We start from the raw sequence: 17,355 nt of genomic DNA, 5'->3' as shown, positions 1-17,355 counted from the left end.
CATGGCTCGAAAGCTTCCAAAGAAAGATGTTGTCATCGTCGGCTTCGGCTGGACCGGCGCGATCATGGCCAATGAGCTCACTGACGAGGGCCTCGACGTCATTGCGTTTGAGCGCGGTCCGTGGCGCGACGCACCCACGGAATTCCCCCCGGGATACATGCAAGACGAGTTGCGCTATCGCGTTCGCCACGAGCTGTTCCTGCGTCCGGATCAGCTGACATTCACCTTCCGAAACAATATGCGCCAGACGGCGCTGCCGATCCGAAGCTGGGGCGCCTTCATGCCGCCAAATGGCGTAGGAGGCGGCGGGGTGCACTGGAATGGAGAGATGTGGCGCTTCTTGCCGTCGGACTTCGTCTTGAAGACGCATTTGACGGAACGTTATGGCGCTGCGTTCCTGCCCGCAGATATGACGATCCAGGATTGGGGCGTCACCTATGATGAGCTCGAGCCACACTATGATCGCTTCGAATATCTGTGCGGAACATCGGGAACGGCGGGAAACCTGCGCGGTAAGATCCAGGAGGGCGGAAATCCGTTCGAGGGGCCGCGGTCTCGTCCTTATCCGACGCCAGCGCAGCCTCAGCCATTTAGCCACACGCTGTTCGGAAAGGCCGCGCGGGAGCTCGGCTACAAGCCGTTTCCCCAGCCTTCTGGCAATCTTTCGCAGGCCTATACCAACCCGCTGGGCCTGCGCCTCGGCCCCTGCACCTATTGCGGCTTCTGCGAATGGTTTGGCTGCAGCAATTATTCGAAGGCGAGCCCGCAAACCACCATCCTGCCGTATCTGATCCGTAAGCCGAACTTTACGCTTCGTGACAAGTCCGAAGTGATCCGCATCAATGTCGATCGTTCGGGTCAGCGCGCGACCGGCGTAACGTACGTCGACTCGAGCGGCGAGCAGTGGGAGCAGCAGGCCGATCTCGTGATCCTGTCGGCCTATGCGCTATTCAACGTCCAGCTCCTTCTGCATTCGCAGATCGGGCAGCCCTATGATCCCGTAACGAACACGGGCGTGGTCGGGCGCAACTACACCCACCAGACGATTTCGTCGGTGAACGGCTTCTTCGACAGCAAGAAATTCAACTTCAATCCCTTCATCGGATCGGGATCGATCGGAATGTGTGTCGACGAGTTCAATGGCGACAATTTCGATCACGGACCACACGGCTTCGTCGGTGGCGGTTATGTCGGCCAGGTTCAGACCGGCGCGCGACCGATAGAAAGCACGCTAGTGCCGCCAGGAACGCCGAAATGGGGCCCCGAGTGGAAGAAAGCGGTCAGGGACAATTATCTCAGCACGGTGAAGCCCGGTACAGGCGTGCACGGCAGCTTCTACTCGTACCGGGACGTCTATCTTGATCTCGACACGACCTACAAGGACCGCTTCGGGCGGCCGCTGATGCGGATCACGATGGATTTGAAGGACAATGAGATCAAGCAGAACAAGTTTCTCACCGACAAGTTTGCTGAGATCATCAAGGCGATGGGCGCCGAGAAACTCGCGGTACAATATCGCACCGCGCCCTACGACATCACGACCTATCAGACGACGCATCTCAACGGCGGCGCCATCATGGGGACCGATCCGAAGACGAGCGTTCTGAATCGCTATCTTCAAAGTTGGGACGTTCCAAACCTGTTCGTGATGGGCGCAAGCGCATTCCCGCAAAATCCCGGCTACAACCCGACGCTCACGGTGGGGGCGCTGGCCTATTGGTCCGCGTCGGCGATTCGCAACCAATACCTACGGAAGCCGGGGAGGCTGGTCGATGCCTAGCGCCTTCACCCGCGCACTCGGTTTCGCAGCGTTACTTTCATGTCTGGCGACTTGTCAGGTTGATGCCGGCGCGTCCGACCCGCAGGAATTCACCCAGATCGAACGCGGACGATATCTGTCGGTTCTGTCGGACTGCGGGGGCTGTCACACCGCCCCCGGCGGCAAGCCGTTTGCGGGTGGGCGAGCGATCGAAACGCCCTTTGGCAACGTCATTTCACCCAATGTTACGCCGGATCTCGAGACCGGCATCGGAGCCTGGAGCGACAAGCAGTTCGACGCCGCGGTCAGAAGGGGCATCGGGCGAACCGGAGCCCACCTATATCCGGCGATGCCATATAACGCGTACACGATGATGTCGCACGATGATGTGCTGGCGATCCGCGCCTATCTCAATTCACTCGAGCCCGTCCGAAACACGCGGGACACCAACACGCTTCCATTTCCTTTTAACATCCGCTCTGTCATGGCCGTCTGGAATGCGCTCTATTTCCGGGCGGGGGACTACAAGCCGAATCCCGCCAAATCCGCCGAATGGAATCGCGGAAAGTTCATCGTTGACGGTCCGGCGCATTGCGGCGCTTGCCACACGCCGAAGACGCAGCTCGGAGGTGATCGCGCCGACCAGTATCTGGAGGGCGCAAATCTGCAGGGATGGTCGGCTCCCGACATTACGAACGCCCGCGCGACCGGATTGGGCAACTGGACGACCGACGATATTGCGTCCTACCTAAAGTCCGGACACAACCGTTTTACGGCGGCAACCGGGCCGATGGCGGAAGCGGTCGAGCTGTCGACCTCGCAGATGACCGACGACGACAGGACCGCGATCGCGATCTACCTGAAGTCGCTGCCTGGCAAAGAGCACGCGTCGGGACTCGCTCCGATCGACGCGAAGGTAATGACGGCAGGGGGCGCGATCTATCGCGATCAATGCTCAGCCTGTCACGGGATTGAAGGCAAGGGCGTACCTTATCTCTTTCCCTCCCTCGTGGACTCCACGATGGTGCGCGCGAAGGATCCAACGACGGTGATCCGAATGGTGCTGCGCGGCGCCCGCAGCGTAGGTACCAGGGGCGAGCCGACGGCGCCAGGCATGCCTTCTTACGGTTGGCAGCTGGACGATCGCCAGGTCGCCGACGTGCTCAGTTACGTCAGGAACAGCGGGGGCAGCCCGGCCGCCACTGTCGATCCGAGCGATGTGGCTCGTGTGCGTTCCGAAACCACCGCGCGCAGCGATTGAACCAGGCCGCGACGACGCAAATGAACGGGCCGGACATCGCTCAGCTGGATCAATCTGGTGTTCGACCGCATGTGCTCATCTTGCAATCCTACCAATCTCGCGAGAGATCGACAATTGTTCGAAGCGCATTTGATGCTCAATGAGGGCTGGGGAGACAATCGAGACCTCTCGCGCTTCGTCGCGGCGAGGTAGGCGGGTTCGTGGCTAGCGCATCCCGTTACGGCCGTAACGTAGTGCGCGTAGCCGGTAATCGTTCCGTCATCGCTTCGCCCCAGGATGATTTGCCATCGTGCCTATGGAGTCGCTGCCCAGCATGCCGAACTGGATCGGTCTGGCCCTTCTGATCGTTTCCTTCTTGTTGTTGCTCGGGCTGTTGTGCATCGTCGGTAAAATACGAAGCGGCGTTCTGCGGTGGGGTGCCGCCGGGGCGCTCGGGCTGCTTCTTATGCTGACGTCGCTTCTGAGCGGAGCGGTAATCGCCGGCTTGATCAAGCAACACGGGCGCGGTCGAAATCTTCCGACGCCGGCCGTCGCGATCGATGCCGGTCAAGCGTCACGCGGCGAGGCCATCTCAAATTCATTCTGCGCAGATTGCCATTCGAGAACGGGGACCCTGACCGGTGGAAAGGATTTCGCCGCCGAGATCCCGGTGCCGATCGGCTCGTTCATTCCCTCCAACCTCACGCCGGCCGGCGCGCTGTCGCGCTGGAGCGACGGTGAGATCTTTCGTGCGATCCGCAACTCGGTCGATGCGAAGGGAAGATGGCTGATGATCATGTCCTACACCAGCGCGAATATGCTAAGCGACAGCGACATCGAGGCCGTCATCGCCTATCTGCGCTCGCTTCCCCGTGATGGAGCGCCGTCACCGGAGCCGCCGGACCGGTTCAACCTCCTCGGCCTCGCCATGCTGGGCGCTGGCCTGCTGCCCGGCGGCAAGCCGATCCTGACGGGCGTCATCATGTCGCCGCCGCCCGGAACAACTGCGCAATATGGAGAGTATCTGGTGTCATATCTCGACTGTCGCGGCTGTCACGGTCGCGATCTGACCGGCGGTGTGCCGGGTCAGATGACGCCGCTCGGTCCCGATCTGACGGTCATGAAGAGTTGGTCGTTGCACGATTTCATCGCAACGATGCGTACCGGGAGTGATCCGAGCGGCAACAAATTGAGCCGGCAGATGCCATGGCGGTCGATCGGTCATCTCAGCGATGACGGGCTCATCGCGATGTACAGCTACGTGACGAACGTCATTCCCGGCAGGTAGGTCGTTTGCCTGTCTGGGAAGGCGGAGCCGCGTTATTGTCGGTGGATTCGAAGTGCCCTCGGCTCAGGTATTGCCTGAAGAGGTTTCACCTCCATACGGCATGGGCGGGCCTATGGTCCGCCCTGCGCGATCCTAGTGATCATCAACCTCAACGAAATAAAGGAGATACCAAGTTGAGCATCAAGGCCGTTGCCAAGCCAGCCAGGACGCTTCTTAGTCCGAGCGACCACGCCCTGATCCTGATCGACCATCAGTCACAGATGGCGTTCAATACCAAGTCGATCGATATCACCGACTTGCGCACTAACACCGGGATCCTGGCCCGGACCGCCCAAGGTTTTAACGTCCCGACGATCATCTCGACGATCTCCAGGGATACGTTCGCTGGGCCATTGTTTGATGAAATCACGGAAGCGCTTCCGAATGCGGAGGTTACCGACCGCACGACCTCCAATGCGTGGGAGGATGAGAAGTTCATCGCGCGCGTCAATGCGCTCAAGAAAGATCGCCCCGTTATTTGCGGCCTATGGACGTCGGTCTGCTGCAACGGGCCAGTCCTGTCGGTGCTGGATCAGGGCTTCGAAGTCTACGTGGTTGCCGATGCCTGCGGTGACTGCTCGCCAGAAGCGCACGAGCGCGCGATGGAGCGCATGATCCAGGCCGGTGCGCGGCCAATCACGGCTCTGACCTACCTTCTGGAGCTGCAGCGCGACTGGGCCCGTCTTGAGACCTACGACCTGACTACCGGCATCGCGAAGAAGTACGGCGGCGCCTTCGGTGTCGGGATCGAATTTGTGAACTCGATGTTCGAGCCTCACTAGCTTCCGGCACGGTCCGAAATGACGATACTCCGGCAGCGACACATGGCTGCCGGAGTGATGCTTACGGAATGATGGCGAAGGCGCGAGCTGGGAAGCCGAGGCCATCCCTGACCTTGGGCCAGGCTACGACGATAAGAGAGCCCTTCGCCGGGACCCGATCGAGATTCGCCATGACCTCGATCTGATAATGTCCGTTCTTCAGGATGTATTGTTCTGAGTCCATCTTCTCTGTGGTGTCAGTATCCATTGACTCGTGGCCTGTGGCGGTTACATGCCGCTGCTCGTATAAGAACTGGATCGTCTCCAACTTCCAGGCGGGAAAGGGTGCCCGCTTGAAACGCTCGGGATTGCTATGCCAGTCCTTGTACATGTCAGTCCGGAGCGCGACGAACGCCCCACTCGGTACGCGGCCGTTCTTGCGCTCCCATGCACGCAGATCGTTCGGCGAGAAGGCGTGATTGGGATCCTTGGCGAGATAGGGTGTATCATCAAGTACGATGAGCGGCAGGATCATCTGCTTCAGTGGAATTTTGTCCATCGTCATCCCGTTCTCGTCGAAATGTGCGGGCGGGTCGATGTGCGTGCCGTATTGCCCGACCATCTCGTAATAGGTGGTACGAAAGCCGTCGTTTGCGATGGTGTAAGGTCGCTTGGTGGCGGGGTCGCTGGCCGCCGTCATCTTGGCCTGGCCGAAGCCGGACCAGACCGGAGTATCCGTCCCAAAGCTGTGGGTTAGATCGACGAAGCGCGCCTTCGATATCGTCTTGTAGATCTCGTCGAGCGAGGCGGCCTCCGCGGCGGGGCTGGCGAAGGCGAGGAGGTAGGCGCCAGCAAGCAGGCGGCAGATAACGGTGCGGAAGTTATGCTGCATGATCGGGTCCTGATGTATGATCTTGGACGAAGAGCGGATTGGGGTCAGCGCTCTGTCGTATGCTGGCAAGGAGGACGATGATCCCACAGCCCTGTCGTGAACAAGCTCATATTGGGTGTGAGATGGCAAGGCTGGCTATTCTTGTCCGTGTCCTTCGCAAGTATCATTCGTGCATTGGCTTCGGCCGTCGAGCGTGTCGAACGCGCGACGCGAGCCGCCGCCGTCGTGGCAAGAAAAGGGTCGTGCCGGCAATAGCCGCCTCGCCCAGATACGGCTGCCTGACACTGGTCCATGGTCGCGTAGCTGCAATTCCACATGTCGGATGAGGAGTCTCTGCGGCAATACTCTAGGGCAAACGCAGATTGCGAAGTCATCGCCGCGAGCAGGGCGGCGAGGAGTCGGGCGGCGATGAGCGCGGGCTTGGGATTTGGAAGCGTCTTCATGTTGTTGTCCTTCTGAGTCGGAATCATGCTCGGTGTCTCGACCCGGATGGTGCGAGTTTGTGCGAGCAGGCAGCTCGCATCATTTGCCTCGCTTGGCCGCGTACGGAAGTGAAACGATTTCAATCTCTGTTTGAGCGGGCCGCCGTTGCATCCTGTTCATCCGAAAGCTGAACGCATTTCACTTCCGAACTCGCTCGAAGTTGAGCACGATGCCGGCAACGTCGATCGGCCCACGAGGCCGCCTGTCGATCCGTGTCATCGTAACCAGACGAGGCTGCAAATGAACGACCGCGCGCGCCCATTGACCCACGCCACCGGGGCTCCCGTCGTGGACAACGCCAACATCATGACTGCCGGCCCGCGAGGGCCGGCTTTGCTGGAAAGCATCTGGCTGATCGAGAAGTTGGCGCATTTCGATCGCGAGGTGATTCCAGAGCGGCGGATGCACGCCAAGGGATGGGGGGCCTATGGGAGCTTCACCGTCACCCACGACATTACGCGCTACACCAAGGCTGAAGTATTTTCGGAGATCGGGAAGGTGACACCGATGTTCGCACGCTTCTCGACGGTGGCGGGGGAGCGCGGCGCTGCCGACGCCGAGAGAGACATCCGCGGCTTCGCCCTCAAGTTCTATACGGATGAGGGCAATTGGGACATCGTCGGCAACAACACGCCGGTGTTCTTCTTCCGTGATCCGCTCCGGTTCTCGGATCTCAACCACGCCATCAAGCGCGATCCGCGGTCCGGGTTGCGGTCAGCGGACAATAACTGGGACTTCTGGTCGCTGCTCCCTGAAGCGTTGCACCAGGTTACGATCGTCATGTCTGATCGCGGCATCCCCAGAAGCTTTCGTCACATGCACGGCTTCGGAAGCCACACCTTCTCGATGATCAATGCCGCTAATGAACGGGTGTGGGTCAAGTTTCATTTCCGCACACAGCAGGGCATCGCGAATCTCACGGATCCTGAAGCAGTCGAACTCGTGGGCCGGGACCGGGAGAGCCACGGGCGAGATCTGTTCAAAGCCATCGAGCGCGGCGACTTCCCGCGCTGGACGCTGTTCATCCAGGTAATGACGGAGGCGCAGGCCCAAAGTTTTCGTTTCAATCCATTCGACCTCACCAAGGTATGGCCGAAAACCGAGTATCCGTTAATCGAGGCCGGCGTTGTGGAGCTCAATCGCTATCCCGAGAACTATTTTGCCGAGGTCGAGCAGGCGGCGTTTTCGCCGGCCAATGTCGTGCCGGGAATCGGTTTCTCTCCCGATAAGATGCTGCAGGGCCGCCTCTTTTCGTATGGGGACACCCAACGTTACCGGCTCGGCGTCAATTTCAATCACATTCCGGTCAACGCGCCGAAATGCCCATTCATCAGCTATCATCGTGACGGGGCGATGCGCACCGACGGCAACCTTGGCGCCACGCCGACCTATTGGCCCAACAGCAAGGGCGCGTGGACGGATCGTGATGCGGATCTGATCGAACCGCCTCTCTCGATTGAGGGCAGCGCGACGTATTGGGACCACCGCGTCGACGACGATCATTATGAGCAGCCGGGAAATCTATTCCGGAAGATGAGCTTGGCGCAGCAGAGGCGTCTGTTCGAGAACACGGCCCGCGCCATGGGTGATGCTCGCATTGAGGTGAAGGAACGTCACGTCGTCAACTGCACCAAGGCGGATCCAGCCTACGGTGCCGGCGTGGCGCGAGCGCTTGGTCTGACATCGGATTCCGGAGCTTTGTGAACAGCGCATGCGCTCCGTAGTGGTAATTCCTAGGCGGCACTACTCGTTTGTCCAGGCCCTGCTCGCCATCACTACGCAACGCGCGGACAGGCGAGCCGTTTCCTCAGCGAGCGACTATCTCAGCTGAAAAGATCACTTGCCCAGCGTCTCAGGAGCAGGCTTGGAGGGGAGCCACCGCGCTAGCTTGGCTGGCGCGGTGCATTTTATGGCCGGGACATGTTCGATCTAGTGATTGCGGAGCGATACGTGATGAGCCTGCTCGGAAGCCGAAAGATTAAGGGATCTCGATGATAGCCATCTTGTAGATCACGAAGAAGCTTGATGCCGTCGCGTCAGCGGAATCGGTTGTCCCGGCTAGCTGCGGTTCTACGAAACAGATCGGTGTCTCCGCGCAGGGCTTCCGGAAGGCGATCGGTCCTAACAAATCCTGCAACTGGCGTACTCCATGTTCTGTGTTGGCCGGTTGCACATGCAAAAACGGGCGATCGGATGCTCTATCGTGATCGAATCGGCAACATTGAACGCTCGCAGCTAACGGGCGAGAAGAGTCGTCAGCTCCGCACCCTCGTTGGCGACGAAGACAGCTATCAGTTCTGCAGGTTCGGTGTTGCTTGCGTTGGCAGAAACGAGATGTGTCGCTCCTGGGGGTTCAAAGAATGATTGCCCGACCTCGAATGTCTCTAGCGGGCCGTTCTCGAGCTGTGAGCGTATCTGGCCCTTGGTGATGTAGGCCGTGACCGATCCGCCGTGGCGATGCGGTGGTGTGAAGCCACCAGGGCCGTAGCTCACGCGGACCACCGTGACCCTCTTACCCGGGACATTAGGCAGTGCGTGCGAGGTGATCACCTCGACTCTGTTGAGCGATGAGTCCGACGTATTGTCGGCGCACAGCGGCGCTGGAACTGCCGATATCGCGTCCATCACCAACGGCAAAGTTCTCGCGATAGCTACCGCGCAGGCGAGACCGGCCACAACAGCCAGCGACAGCCGGCGCCAGTTGTACTCCGCAAACGGCGTCATCGTTTCCAATGCAACGGTCATTGGCGTCTCCTGTTTGATCTTCAAGTGGCCGCCGAAGGGACGAATACTGAAAGCGGCGTAGGATCGCGGCTCGGCGGAGGTGGGACTTTCCCATCGATGTCGGTGAAGCCATATTCTTGGGCCAGTTCCGAGGCGAGCAGGATCTGACCGGTCTTGGTGATCACATCTGGATCGGCGGCCAGTGCCGCAATCGCGCGACCGACAAAGGCCGGCGTCTCACCTCTCTCGGCAATCAACTTGGCGAGCGCCGCCGGCACCCGGTCGGGCTGCGTCGAAAGCTTTTCGCTCTTGATATAGCCGGGCCAGATCGAGACCGCGGAAATGCCGAACGGCTTCAATTCATGCGCCATGTCGCGCGCCATTCTGTCGACGCCCGATTTCTGTACGCCGAACGGGACGTTGAACGTGTATCGGACGCCGCCGCCTGACGATGTATTGACGATCAGGCCGCGCCTCTGGGGCAGCATCAGCGGGACGGCTAATTGGCTGGCCACGAAGTGCGAGCGTAAGCCGACGTGATGCAAGGTGTCCCACAGCGAGATCGGGAGCTGCCAGAAGGGCACGTTGACCGGCATGACGTTCGGGGCTGCGAACACATTGTTCACGAGCACATCCAGACGTCTGTAGTTGCGCCGGATCAGATCGTAGACATCCCTGACCGAAGCGTCATTGGAATGATCACAGAGGATGCCGACGCCATTGCCGCCAGCGGCGTCGATTGCCGCCGTGGTCTCGTCGAGAGAACCGGGCCATTCCGCGCCGCTGCTGCTGCTACGGGTGCGTGCAGTCACGATAACGGTGGCTCCAGCCTCAGCGAGGCCGATAGCCACGCCCTTGCCGACTCCGCGGCTTCCTCCTGTCACCAGCGCAACACAGTCCTTCAAGCGTCGCTCGGCCATATGCCCTCCATTATATCTTTCTTGGAAGTTGTATTGACAACAATCTTCCTAGGAAGATAATGAGCCTGACGACGAAACGTGTCAACCAGGAATGGATCGCCATGGTCACCAGGGAAGAGAATGAATTACTGTGCCGCGTCACCGGTGACGCGCCGATGGGACGCATGCTGCGCCAGCATTACTGGCTGCCGGCCGTCCTCTCGGTGCGGGTGCGTAAGGGCGAGGCGCCGGTGCGCGTCAAGCTGTTCGGCCGCAATTTCGTGGCCTTCAGGGGCGGGGATGGGATTGTGGGCTTCCTCGATGAAGCCTGTCCGCACCGGGGTGCCTCGCTCGCGCTGGCTCGGGTCGACCATTGCTCACTGACATGCCTGTTCCATGGTTGGAAGATCGGTGCCGGCGGCGAAGTGCTTGACGTTCCCAACGAGCCAAACAACCCCAAGGAGTTCGCAAAGACCGTCAAGGCGAACGCCTATCCGACGCGCGAAGGCGCGGGCCTGGTTTGGGTCTGGCTCGGCGAAGGCACGGCGCCACCCGCGCCTGACTTTGAATGGATGGATTTACCGCCGGACCAAGTCTACGCGGCCGGCATCGAGCTCAACGCGAACTGGTTGCAAGGCGTCGAAGCGACTATCGATTCCTCACATGTCGCTCTCCTGCACCAGAGCTGGACCGCAAGCTCGGCAACGGACTTCGGGGCAACACGGGTCAATACCGAAGTCAGCTACCAGTTTGACAAGAAGCCATATGGATTTCGGGCCGCCGCGCTTCGCTCGGGCCCGGAGGGATCATGTCTTGCGCGCGTGACCGAGTTCGTGATGCCCTACTACGGGTTGATCGCGCCAATTTTCTCTGGGCCGCAGCAGGATCGTACTGCGATCATTGCCGTACCGATCGACGATGAGAACCTGATCCAGTGGTACATCTACTACAATCCTGAGAAGCCAGTGGATTCTTGGCGCAAGGTGCAGCGGGCCAATCAGTGGCCGATGGCCGGCGGTCTCCTGGGTGATCAAGCCAATAATTGGGGGCAGAACCGCCAGATCATGGATGCCGGCAACAGCACCGGCTTCCACGAGATCGTCATCGAGGATTTCGTGGTGATGGTCAGCATGGGCCCGATTGTCGACCGGTCGCAGGAATACCTCTGTTCGGCGGACCAGGCGATCGTCAGGGTGCGTCGCCAGTTGCTTGAGGAAGTGCGCGGCTTCATGGACGGTAAGCCGCCGAAGAGCGGCCAGAGCGAGACCATGTCCTATAAGGACATCCGTGCAGTCGGCGGCCGGTTGGCGTCCGCTGCCGAAGATTGGCGGCAGATTCCCCGCTGATGGGATTCGAGGCGTCGGGCGTGGACGTACCGTCCGCGTCCGTTCGCCATTTCTGGAGATATCGTGGCCATGACCTGGAAGCATTTGTGCGCCGCCTCGAAACTGTCCGACGGAGAGCCGCTGGGTTTCAACGTCGGTGACCAGCGTGTCGCGCTCTACAAGGTCGACGACGACATTTACGCGACGGACGACGTATGCTCGCATGCCTTCGCGCTGCTCTCGACCGGCTTTCTCGAAGGCCATGTCGTCGAATGTCCGCTGCATGGTGCGATGTTCGATGTTCGCGACGGCAAGTGCCGGTCCGGTGGCTACATGGACATAAGGGCATTCAAAGTCGAGATTCGCGATGGCGAGGTTTACGTGAATGTCGACGAAAACGCTGCGAATGGGAGTGCCCCCGATCAAGCGCTGGATGCCGAAGCGTGAGCGGGCTCGTCATCATCGGAGCATCTTATGCCGGTGTTCAGGCGGCTCTGAATGCCCGCCAAGCCGGTTATTCCGAGCCGGTGACTATGGTCGCCGACGAATATTCGCTACCCTATGAGCGGCCGCCGCTATCGAAGGAGTTTTTGCTCGACGCTGCCGGCGAGCAGAATCTCGTCCTGCGCGACGGTGCGTTCTTCGCGCGCGAGCAGATCGATCTGCTGTTCGGGTACAGCGTAATCAAGATTGACCGGGGGGCAAGGCGGATCGCGCTGGCGGGCGGCACGCGGCTGGGCTTCGACAAGCTTGTGATTGCCACGGGATCGCGAGCGCGGCGGATCTCAATCCCCGGGGCTGAGCTCGACGGGGTCTGCTATCTCAGAACAGTCGCCGATGCCATCGATCTCAAGGCTCGCTTGGGGCGGACGAATGAAGTCGTCATTGTCGGCGGCGGGTTCATTGGACTTGAGGTTGCTTCGTCGGCGGCGAAGCTAGGCAAGAAGGTCACGTTGGTCGAGGCCGCCTCGCGGCTGCTGGAGCGGGCGGTGTCCCCAATCGTCTCGCGCTTCCTGCTCGATGTTCATGCGCAAGCGGGCGTCGATGTTAGGCTTGGCGAGACGGTCGTTTCGATGACCGGCGATGCCGGTCGAGTTGCGGGAATTGATCTTGGCCGCGGCGATCGACTGAGCGCGGATCTCGTTGTCGTCGGCATCGGCGGAATCGCAAGCGATGAACTCGCCAGTGACGCCGGGCTGACTTGCTCGAATGGAATCGTTGTGGATGAGCATGGCCGCACCGACGTGCCCGGCGTTTATGCGGCTGGCGACTGCGCAAACCACTACAGTCGGTTTGCGGAGGGGTGGCTTAGGCTAGAGTCGGTTCAGCACGCCCAGGACCAAGGCAGGGCGGCGGGGCTCGCGATCGCGGATCGCCATCAGCCCTACGACAGTGTTCCCAGATTCTGGTCGGATCAGTACGACCTCAAGCTCCAGATCGTGGGGCTCTCCGGTCGTTGCGACCAGATGGTGACGCGCGGCTCGATCGATGAGGGCAGATTTTCCGTGTTTCATTACAGGCGGGAGAGGCTTGTCGCGGTCGACAGTATCAATACGTCGGGCGACCAGATGGCGGCGCGGCGCCTGATCGCGGCGGGCATTTCGCCGACGCCGCAACAGGCGGCAGACGGCGCGTTCGATATCAAAGCACTGCTGAAGACCAGCTAGTCTGGCTGGGCCGCGATCCTAGCCCGTCGCCGCAAGCCGGCTCGTTTTCTTCGTCGCCTTCACCGTCTTCACAGACAAAAGCTTGCGCAAGCATCGGTCGAGCATCGCAATCTCGGCCTTGGTCAGGCCACTGGCTTCGGTTACGCTTTCCACGACCTTCGCGATCTCGGTGATGCCGCGGTCGGCGGTCGCAAGGCCCTTCGCGGTCAGGCGGACCAATTCGGAGCGACCATCGTCGTTCGCGGAGACGCGGAGGATAAAGCCTCCCTCTTGCAGCCGTGCCACGCGCTTGGTCATGGCACCGGACGTGACGAGCAGGGCACGAAACAGATCGGTCGGGCGCAATTCGTACGGCTTTCCCGAGCGCCGCAGCGCCAGCAGGACGTAGAGTTCGCCGGTCTGCAGGCCAATGGTCTTGGATATCTCCTGCAAGCGTACTTCATGTAGCTGGTTGGCCCGTTCCAGTCGCAACAGGGTGCAGGCTGCGGCCAGGTCCAGGTCGGGGCGCTGCTCGAGCCAGGCGGCTTCGATATCGTCGTAGAGGCCATTATCGAGCTTGGACGCAGCTCTGCCGACAGGCATTGCGCCGCCCGGCACGTTCTTCTTCCGCATTCCTTCCTACTCACCTTGGTCCGCGCCAGAAGGCGCCGCATTCATACGTTGGTTCAATCTAACACTTTCGACGTTACGTGTCGCGCGGCAAGTTCCCACGATTGGTCGAATATCTGCGTGCGGCCCCGATACGGGGCCATTTGCCGCCGCAGTACGATATTGACAATTATCTTCCTAGGAAGAATATTCCAGGTAAGAAATACAATTGGGAGGACAATATGCGGGGACTTGGCTCGGCATTCCTTGTCGCAGCTTCACTGATTGCCTCAAGCGCAGCCCTGGGTGGCGAAGAGGAACTTATCCTCGGCCAGACGATGCCCTATAGCGGTCCAGCCTCGGCGCTGAGCGCGGTCGGCAAGGTGCAGACGCGCTATTTCCAGATGATCAATGAGCGCGGTGGAATCAACGGCCGCAAGATCAAGCTGATCTCGCTCGACGATGGCTACAGCCCGCCAAAAGCGGTGGAGCAGACCCGAAGGCTGGTCGAGAGCAATGAGGCTGTCGCGATCTTCGGCAGCATGGGGACGGCGCAGAATGCGGCAGTCCAGAAGTATCTCAATAGCCGGAAGGTGCCGCAGCTCTTCGTCTTCGCCGCGAGCGATCGTTTTGCTGATCCGAAGACCAGCCCCTACACGATCTCGGGAATGACGCTGTTCAGCACCGAGGCCGCGATCTATGCGCGCCTCGTGTCCGAGAGTATACCGCGGGCGCGCATCGCGGTGCTCTATCAGAACGATGACTATGGACGCGAATATCTCCGCAGCTTCAAAGCCGATCTGGCGCGACTCGATCCGCAAGCCGAGATAGTCGCCGCCTCGCCCTACGAGGTGACGTCGCCGACGGTTGAGTCCCAGGTCGTCTCATTGGCCAGTACCAATGCCAATGTTTTTCTGAACGCTTCGACCGGCAAATTCACCTCACAGGCGATCCGTAAGGCCGGTGAACTCGGCTGGCACGCGCAACAGTTCTTACCGATCGGAAGCAACTTCGTCGCGACGATTCTCAAGCCGGCGGGGCTCGAAAACGCCAAGGGTGCGATTTCGGCCACGCCGACGAAAACGGTGGGCGATCCTGAATGGGCCAGCGACCCCGCCTATCTGGAGTGGTTGGCTTTCATGAAGAAATACTATCCCGAGGGCGACATTGAGGATCAGCTCAATTTCACGGGGTGGAACGTCGCTGTCCTCATGGCCAGGGTACTCGAGGCTTGCGGGACGGATTTCTCCCGGCATAACATCATGAAGCAGGCCACTGCGCTGAAGAACGTTGCGCTTCCGGGCCTGATTAGCGGCATCACCGTGAACTCCACCCCTGACGATTACCGTCTCATCAAGTCACTCCGGCCGCAACGCTTCGATGGTGAGCGCTGGGTCCCGATGTCCGGCACCATGGCCGCGCGATAGAGGCGAAGCATTGCTGGTTCGGTAGCGGGCCGCTGACTTGAGCCGCCTGCCGGTCGGATAGGCCAAAATGGTTCAGTGAAATCAAAAGGTGACACCGATTGACCATCGAAACCCCACAACAAACGGCGATAACGATGGTCAATCGTTAGCGAATATCAGTGTCTTTGTTGATCTTTTCGCTCGCTACCTACGTTCGCTGACCGGACCTAGTCTGAACGGGTAGCACCTGTCGCGCGGATGCGGTCGCCATACTTCGCGGCAATGGTCGCAAACGCTGCCGGCAACGGGCCGTCGGTGAACAGATGGTGACAGTCGTCGAGATGGCCGCCTCGCACGGTCGCGTTGCGGCCGAACTTCGTGGTATCGGCGACCAGCACCGCGGTGCGCGAGTTGGCGACGATTGATTGCCTGGCCTGAACTTCATCGGCGTGAAAATCCAGCAACGTGCCATCCTGGTCGACGCCACCGACGCCGAAGATGCCATAGTCGGCGCGAAATCCCGAGAAGAAGCGTGCGGCCGCTTCGCCGACGATGTCCCGGTCGAGCGGACGGAGCGTGCCGCCCGCGATCGATATCTCCACGTCGGGATTCTGCGCGAACGCGGCCGCAACATTCAGACTGTTGGTGATGATACGAAGATCCTGACGATGAGATAGCGCCTGCGCCACATATTCGGGCGTGGTGCCGAGCCCGATCATCAGTGACGCTCCGTCATGAATGAACCGCGCGGTCGCACGAGCAATGCGCTGCTTGGCGTCGGCGTTCAATCCCTGCCTGCTGCCATAGGCGAGGTTCTGGTTCTGGACGGGCAGGCTGACGCCCCCATGGAGTCGCCGCAGCAATCCCTGATCGCAGAGCGCGTTGACGACGCGGCGGATGGTTTGCTGCGTGACGTCGAACCGCGTCGCAAGATGCTCGATCGAGGCGAAACCTTCGCCTCGCACAATCTCAAGAATGTGGGCCTGACGTTCGGTGGGCGTGCTGAGCATGGGCTCTCCGTACCACCCAAAGTATCATTCGAACGTCTGTGGCGCAAATTTCTATTTCATATGCCGTCATACTATGTTCATATGAACATAATAATCGCTACGCCGATGAATGTTGCGTGGTCATGGGGAGAGACACGGATGGATCGGTCTGCGTGTCGTGACCGACCTTGCGCTGCTCCGCGCGAGCAGGACGCAACGCGTTTGCGCGGAATCTCTTTGCATACATCACGGCAGTCGAAAGCGAGCCGGTCATGTCGGTGATCACGCTGAGCCGCGTCTCGAAGTTCTGGGGCGCGATGCGCGCCGTCGACGACGTCAGCCTGACGGCGGACGAAGGCTCGCTGTTGGTGCTGCTGGGGCCGTCGGGATGCGGCAAGTCCACCACGCTCCGCCTGATCGCTGGTCTTGAAGAGGCCGATGCCGGCACGATCAGCCTCGGCGGCGCCGATGTCACCCATCTCACGCCTGCGCAGCGGAAGATCTCGATGGTCTTCCAGTCCTACGCGCTCTTTCCGCACTTAAGCGTGGCCGAGAACATCGTGTTCGGTCTGCGCGTGCGGCGCGTATCGCGCGCTGAGCGCGATGCGCGGCTCAAGCGCGTCGCCGACATCGTCGGTCTCAGTCATCTCCTTGAACGCAAGCCGTCGCAATTGTCCGGCGGTCAGCGCCAGCGTGTCGCGCTGGGACGGGCCATCATCGCGGAAGCTCGCATCTGCTTGATGGACGAGCCGCTCTCGAATCTGGATGCCAAGCTTCGGCATGAGATGCGTACCGAGATCCGGGCTCTGCAGCAACGCCTGGGCATGACGATGATCTATGTGACTCACGATCAGACGGAGGCCATGACGATGGCCGACCGCGTCGTGCTGATGCGAGACGGTCGCATCGAGCAGAGCGGCTCGCCGGAAGAGCTTTATAACCACCCCGCAACGGCGTTTACCGCACGATTCATCGGCACGCCGCCTATGAATCTCCTGCGCCAGGACGATCGCCTCATCGGCGTGCGGCCAGAGCACGTCCAGATCGTCGCTGGCGGCGACCATGCCGCACGGGTCAAGGCCGTGGAGCATCTCGGCGCCGACAGCATCGTTCTCTGCGAGATCTATGGGCAGCCGATCTCAGTGCGGCTGGAGGGGTTCAGCAAGGTTCAGCCGGGCGAGGATGTCAGGATCGCCTGGGATGCTGCGCGTGAACACCATTTCGATTCGAAATCGGAAGTCAGGCTCGACGACATCGCGAACGAAGACCGGCTGGCTGCATCCTCTCAATGAGAG

The 17,355-nt window shown here is 60.4% G+C and carries 16 protein-coding genes; 10 read left to right on the top strand and 6 right to left on the bottom strand.

Annotated features, from left to right (window positions below; genetic code table 11):
• Position 1: 1 nt before the first annotated feature.
• From JQ627_RS01640 to JQ627_RS01625, 4 genes are all read left to right on the top strand, one after another.
• Positions 2-1,780, top strand: coding sequence for a GMC family oxidoreductase (locus tag JQ627_RS01640; RefSeq protein ID WP_212482411.1), 1,779 nt, complete (start codon positions 2-4; stop codon positions 1,778-1,780).
• The gene (locus JQ627_RS01635; RefSeq protein ID WP_212482410.1) at positions 1,773-3,020 is read left to right on the top strand and encodes a cytochrome c; all 1,248 of its coding nucleotides are present in this window, start codon (positions 1,773-1,775) and stop codon (positions 3,018-3,020) included. The genes JQ627_RS01640 and JQ627_RS01635 overlap by 8 nt, the downstream gene beginning before the upstream one ends.
• Before the next feature lie 313 nt (positions 3,021-3,333).
• Entirely contained in the window at positions 3,334-4,287 is a 954-nt protein-coding gene (locus JQ627_RS01630; RefSeq protein ID WP_212482409.1) for a cytochrome c, read from the top strand.
• A 179-nt stretch (positions 4,288-4,466) separates the two neighbouring features.
• Positions 4,467-5,108, top strand: a complete 642-nt coding sequence (locus tag JQ627_RS01625; RefSeq protein ID WP_409363798.1) for a hydrolase — start codon at positions 4,467-4,469, stop codon at positions 5,106-5,108.
• 61 nt (positions 5,109-5,169) lie between these two features.
• Here the strand turns inward: JQ627_RS01625 and JQ627_RS01620 are convergent, their stop codons facing one another.
• Positions 5,170-5,979 (bottom strand): cyclase family protein, encoded by an 810-nt coding sequence (locus JQ627_RS01620; RefSeq protein WP_212482407.1) that lies wholly within the window; start codon positions 5,977-5,979, stop codon positions 5,170-5,172.
• A 44-nt stretch (positions 5,980-6,023) separates the two neighbouring features.
• Positions 6,024-6,422, bottom strand: a complete 399-nt coding sequence (locus JQ627_RS01615; RefSeq protein ID WP_212483136.1) for a DUF3551 domain-containing protein — start codon at positions 6,420-6,422, stop codon at positions 6,024-6,026.
• A 274-nt stretch (positions 6,423-6,696) separates the two neighbouring features.
• On the opposite strand from JQ627_RS01615, the gene JQ627_RS01610 reads away from it, so the two are divergent.
• Positions 6,697-8,166 (top strand): catalase, encoded by a 1,470-nt coding sequence (locus JQ627_RS01610; RefSeq protein ID WP_409363797.1) that lies wholly within the window; start codon positions 6,697-6,699, stop codon positions 8,164-8,166.
• Between the two features lie 531 nt (positions 8,167-8,697).
• On the opposite strand, the gene JQ627_RS01605 is transcribed toward JQ627_RS01610, so the two are convergent.
• Positions 8,698-9,207: a cupin domain-containing protein gene (locus tag JQ627_RS01605; protein WP_249142822.1), complete on the bottom strand. Its 510-nt coding sequence runs from the start codon at positions 9,205-9,207 to the stop codon at positions 8,698-8,700.
• A gap of 20 nt (positions 9,208-9,227) precedes the next feature.
• Entirely contained in the window at positions 9,228-10,106 is an 879-nt protein-coding gene (locus JQ627_RS01600; RefSeq protein ID WP_212482405.1) for an SDR family NAD(P)-dependent oxidoreductase, read from the bottom strand.
• A 59-nt stretch (positions 10,107-10,165) separates the two neighbouring features.
• Between JQ627_RS01600 and JQ627_RS01595 the strand changes: the two genes are divergently transcribed.
• From JQ627_RS01595 to JQ627_RS01585, 3 genes are all read left to right on the top strand, one after another.
• The gene (locus tag JQ627_RS01595) at positions 10,166-11,431 is read left to right on the top strand and encodes a Rieske 2Fe-2S domain-containing protein (RefSeq protein ID WP_212482404.1); all 1,266 of its coding nucleotides are present in this window, start codon (positions 10,166-10,168) and stop codon (positions 11,429-11,431) included.
• Between the two features lie 69 nt (positions 11,432-11,500).
• Positions 11,501-11,857, top strand: coding sequence for a non-heme iron oxygenase ferredoxin subunit (locus tag JQ627_RS01590; protein WP_212482403.1), 357 nt, complete (start codon positions 11,501-11,503; stop codon positions 11,855-11,857).
• Positions 11,854-13,077 carry an FAD-dependent oxidoreductase gene (locus tag JQ627_RS01585; protein ID WP_212482402.1) on the top strand — a complete coding sequence of 408 codons (1,224 nt, stop codon included), beginning with the start codon at positions 11,854-11,856 and terminating at the stop codon, positions 13,075-13,077. Before JQ627_RS01590 ends, JQ627_RS01585 begins: the two co-directional genes overlap by 4 nt.
• An 18-nt stretch (positions 13,078-13,095) precedes the next feature.
• Here the strand turns inward: JQ627_RS01585 and JQ627_RS01580 are convergent, their stop codons facing one another.
• Positions 13,096-13,689, bottom strand: a complete 594-nt coding sequence (locus JQ627_RS01580) for a MarR family winged helix-turn-helix transcriptional regulator (protein WP_212482401.1) — start codon at positions 13,687-13,689, stop codon at positions 13,096-13,098.
• A gap of 101 nt (positions 13,690-13,790) precedes the next feature.
• Here JQ627_RS01580 and JQ627_RS01575 point away from each other — a divergent pair, with 101 nt between their 5' ends.
• Complete coding sequence (locus tag JQ627_RS01575; protein ID WP_212482400.1) at positions 13,791-15,092, top strand: ABC transporter substrate-binding protein; 1,302 nt, start codon at positions 13,791-13,793, stop codon at positions 15,090-15,092.
• A gap of 206 nt (positions 15,093-15,298) precedes the next feature.
• On the opposite strand, the gene JQ627_RS01570 is transcribed toward JQ627_RS01575, so the two are convergent.
• Complete coding sequence (locus tag JQ627_RS01570) at positions 15,299-16,081, bottom strand: DeoR/GlpR family DNA-binding transcription regulator (RefSeq protein WP_212482399.1); 783 nt, start codon at positions 16,079-16,081, stop codon at positions 15,299-15,301.
• Between the two features lie 251 nt (positions 16,082-16,332).
• Between JQ627_RS01570 and JQ627_RS01565 the strand changes: the two genes are divergently transcribed.
• Positions 16,333-17,352, top strand: coding sequence for an ABC transporter ATP-binding protein (locus tag JQ627_RS01565; RefSeq protein WP_212482398.1), 1,020 nt, complete (start codon positions 16,333-16,335; stop codon positions 17,350-17,352).
• Positions 17,353-17,355: the final 3 nt, after the last annotated feature.

This window comes from Bradyrhizobium liaoningense (genome assembly GCF_018130785.1).
GTDB classification, from domain to species: Bacteria; Pseudomonadota; Alphaproteobacteria; order Rhizobiales; family Xanthobacteraceae; genus Bradyrhizobium; species Bradyrhizobium liaoningense_A.
This window is presented reverse-complemented; position numbering and strand designations above follow the sequence as displayed.

Excerpts from the sequence above, each read along its gene's own strand:
- JQ627_RS01595 (WP_212482404.1), top strand. The coding sequence starts at position 10,166 with ATGAGCCTGACGACGAAACGTGTCAACCAGGAATGGATCGCCATGGTC.
- JQ627_RS01615 (WP_212483136.1), bottom strand. The coding sequence starts at position 6,422 with ATGAAGACGCTTCCAAATCCCAAGCCCGCGCTCATCGCCGCCCGACTC.
- JQ627_RS01565 (WP_212482398.1), top strand. The coding sequence starts at position 16,333 with ATGTCGGTGATCACGCTGAGCCGCGTCTCGAAGTTCTGGGGCGCGATG.
- JQ627_RS01600 (WP_212482405.1), bottom strand. The coding sequence starts at position 10,106 with ATGGCCGAGCGACGCTTGAAGGACTGTGTTGCGCTGGTGACAGGAGGA.
- JQ627_RS01620 (WP_212482407.1), bottom strand. The coding sequence starts at position 5,979 with ATGCAGCATAACTTCCGCACCGTTATCTGCCGCCTGCTTGCTGGCGCC.
- JQ627_RS01580 (WP_212482401.1), bottom strand. The coding sequence starts at position 13,689 with ATGCGGAAGAAGAACGTGCCGGGCGGCGCAATGCCTGTCGGCAGAGCT.
- JQ627_RS01640 (WP_212482411.1), top strand. The coding sequence starts at position 2 with ATGGCTCGAAAGCTTCCAAAGAAAGATGTTGTCATCGTCGGCTTCGGC.
- JQ627_RS01635 (WP_212482410.1), top strand. The coding sequence starts at position 1,773 with ATGCCTAGCGCCTTCACCCGCGCACTCGGTTTCGCAGCGTTACTTTCA.
- JQ627_RS01605 (WP_249142822.1), bottom strand. The coding sequence starts at position 9,207 with ATGACCGTTGCATTGGAAACGATGACGCCGTTTGCGGAGTACAACTGG.
- JQ627_RS01590 (WP_212482403.1), top strand. The coding sequence starts at position 11,501 with ATGACCTGGAAGCATTTGTGCGCCGCCTCGAAACTGTCCGACGGAGAG.
- JQ627_RS01630 (WP_212482409.1), top strand. The coding sequence starts at position 3,334 with ATGCCGAACTGGATCGGTCTGGCCCTTCTGATCGTTTCCTTCTTGTTG.
- JQ627_RS01570 (WP_212482399.1), bottom strand. The coding sequence starts at position 16,081 with ATGCTCAGCACGCCCACCGAACGTCAGGCCCACATTCTTGAGATTGTG.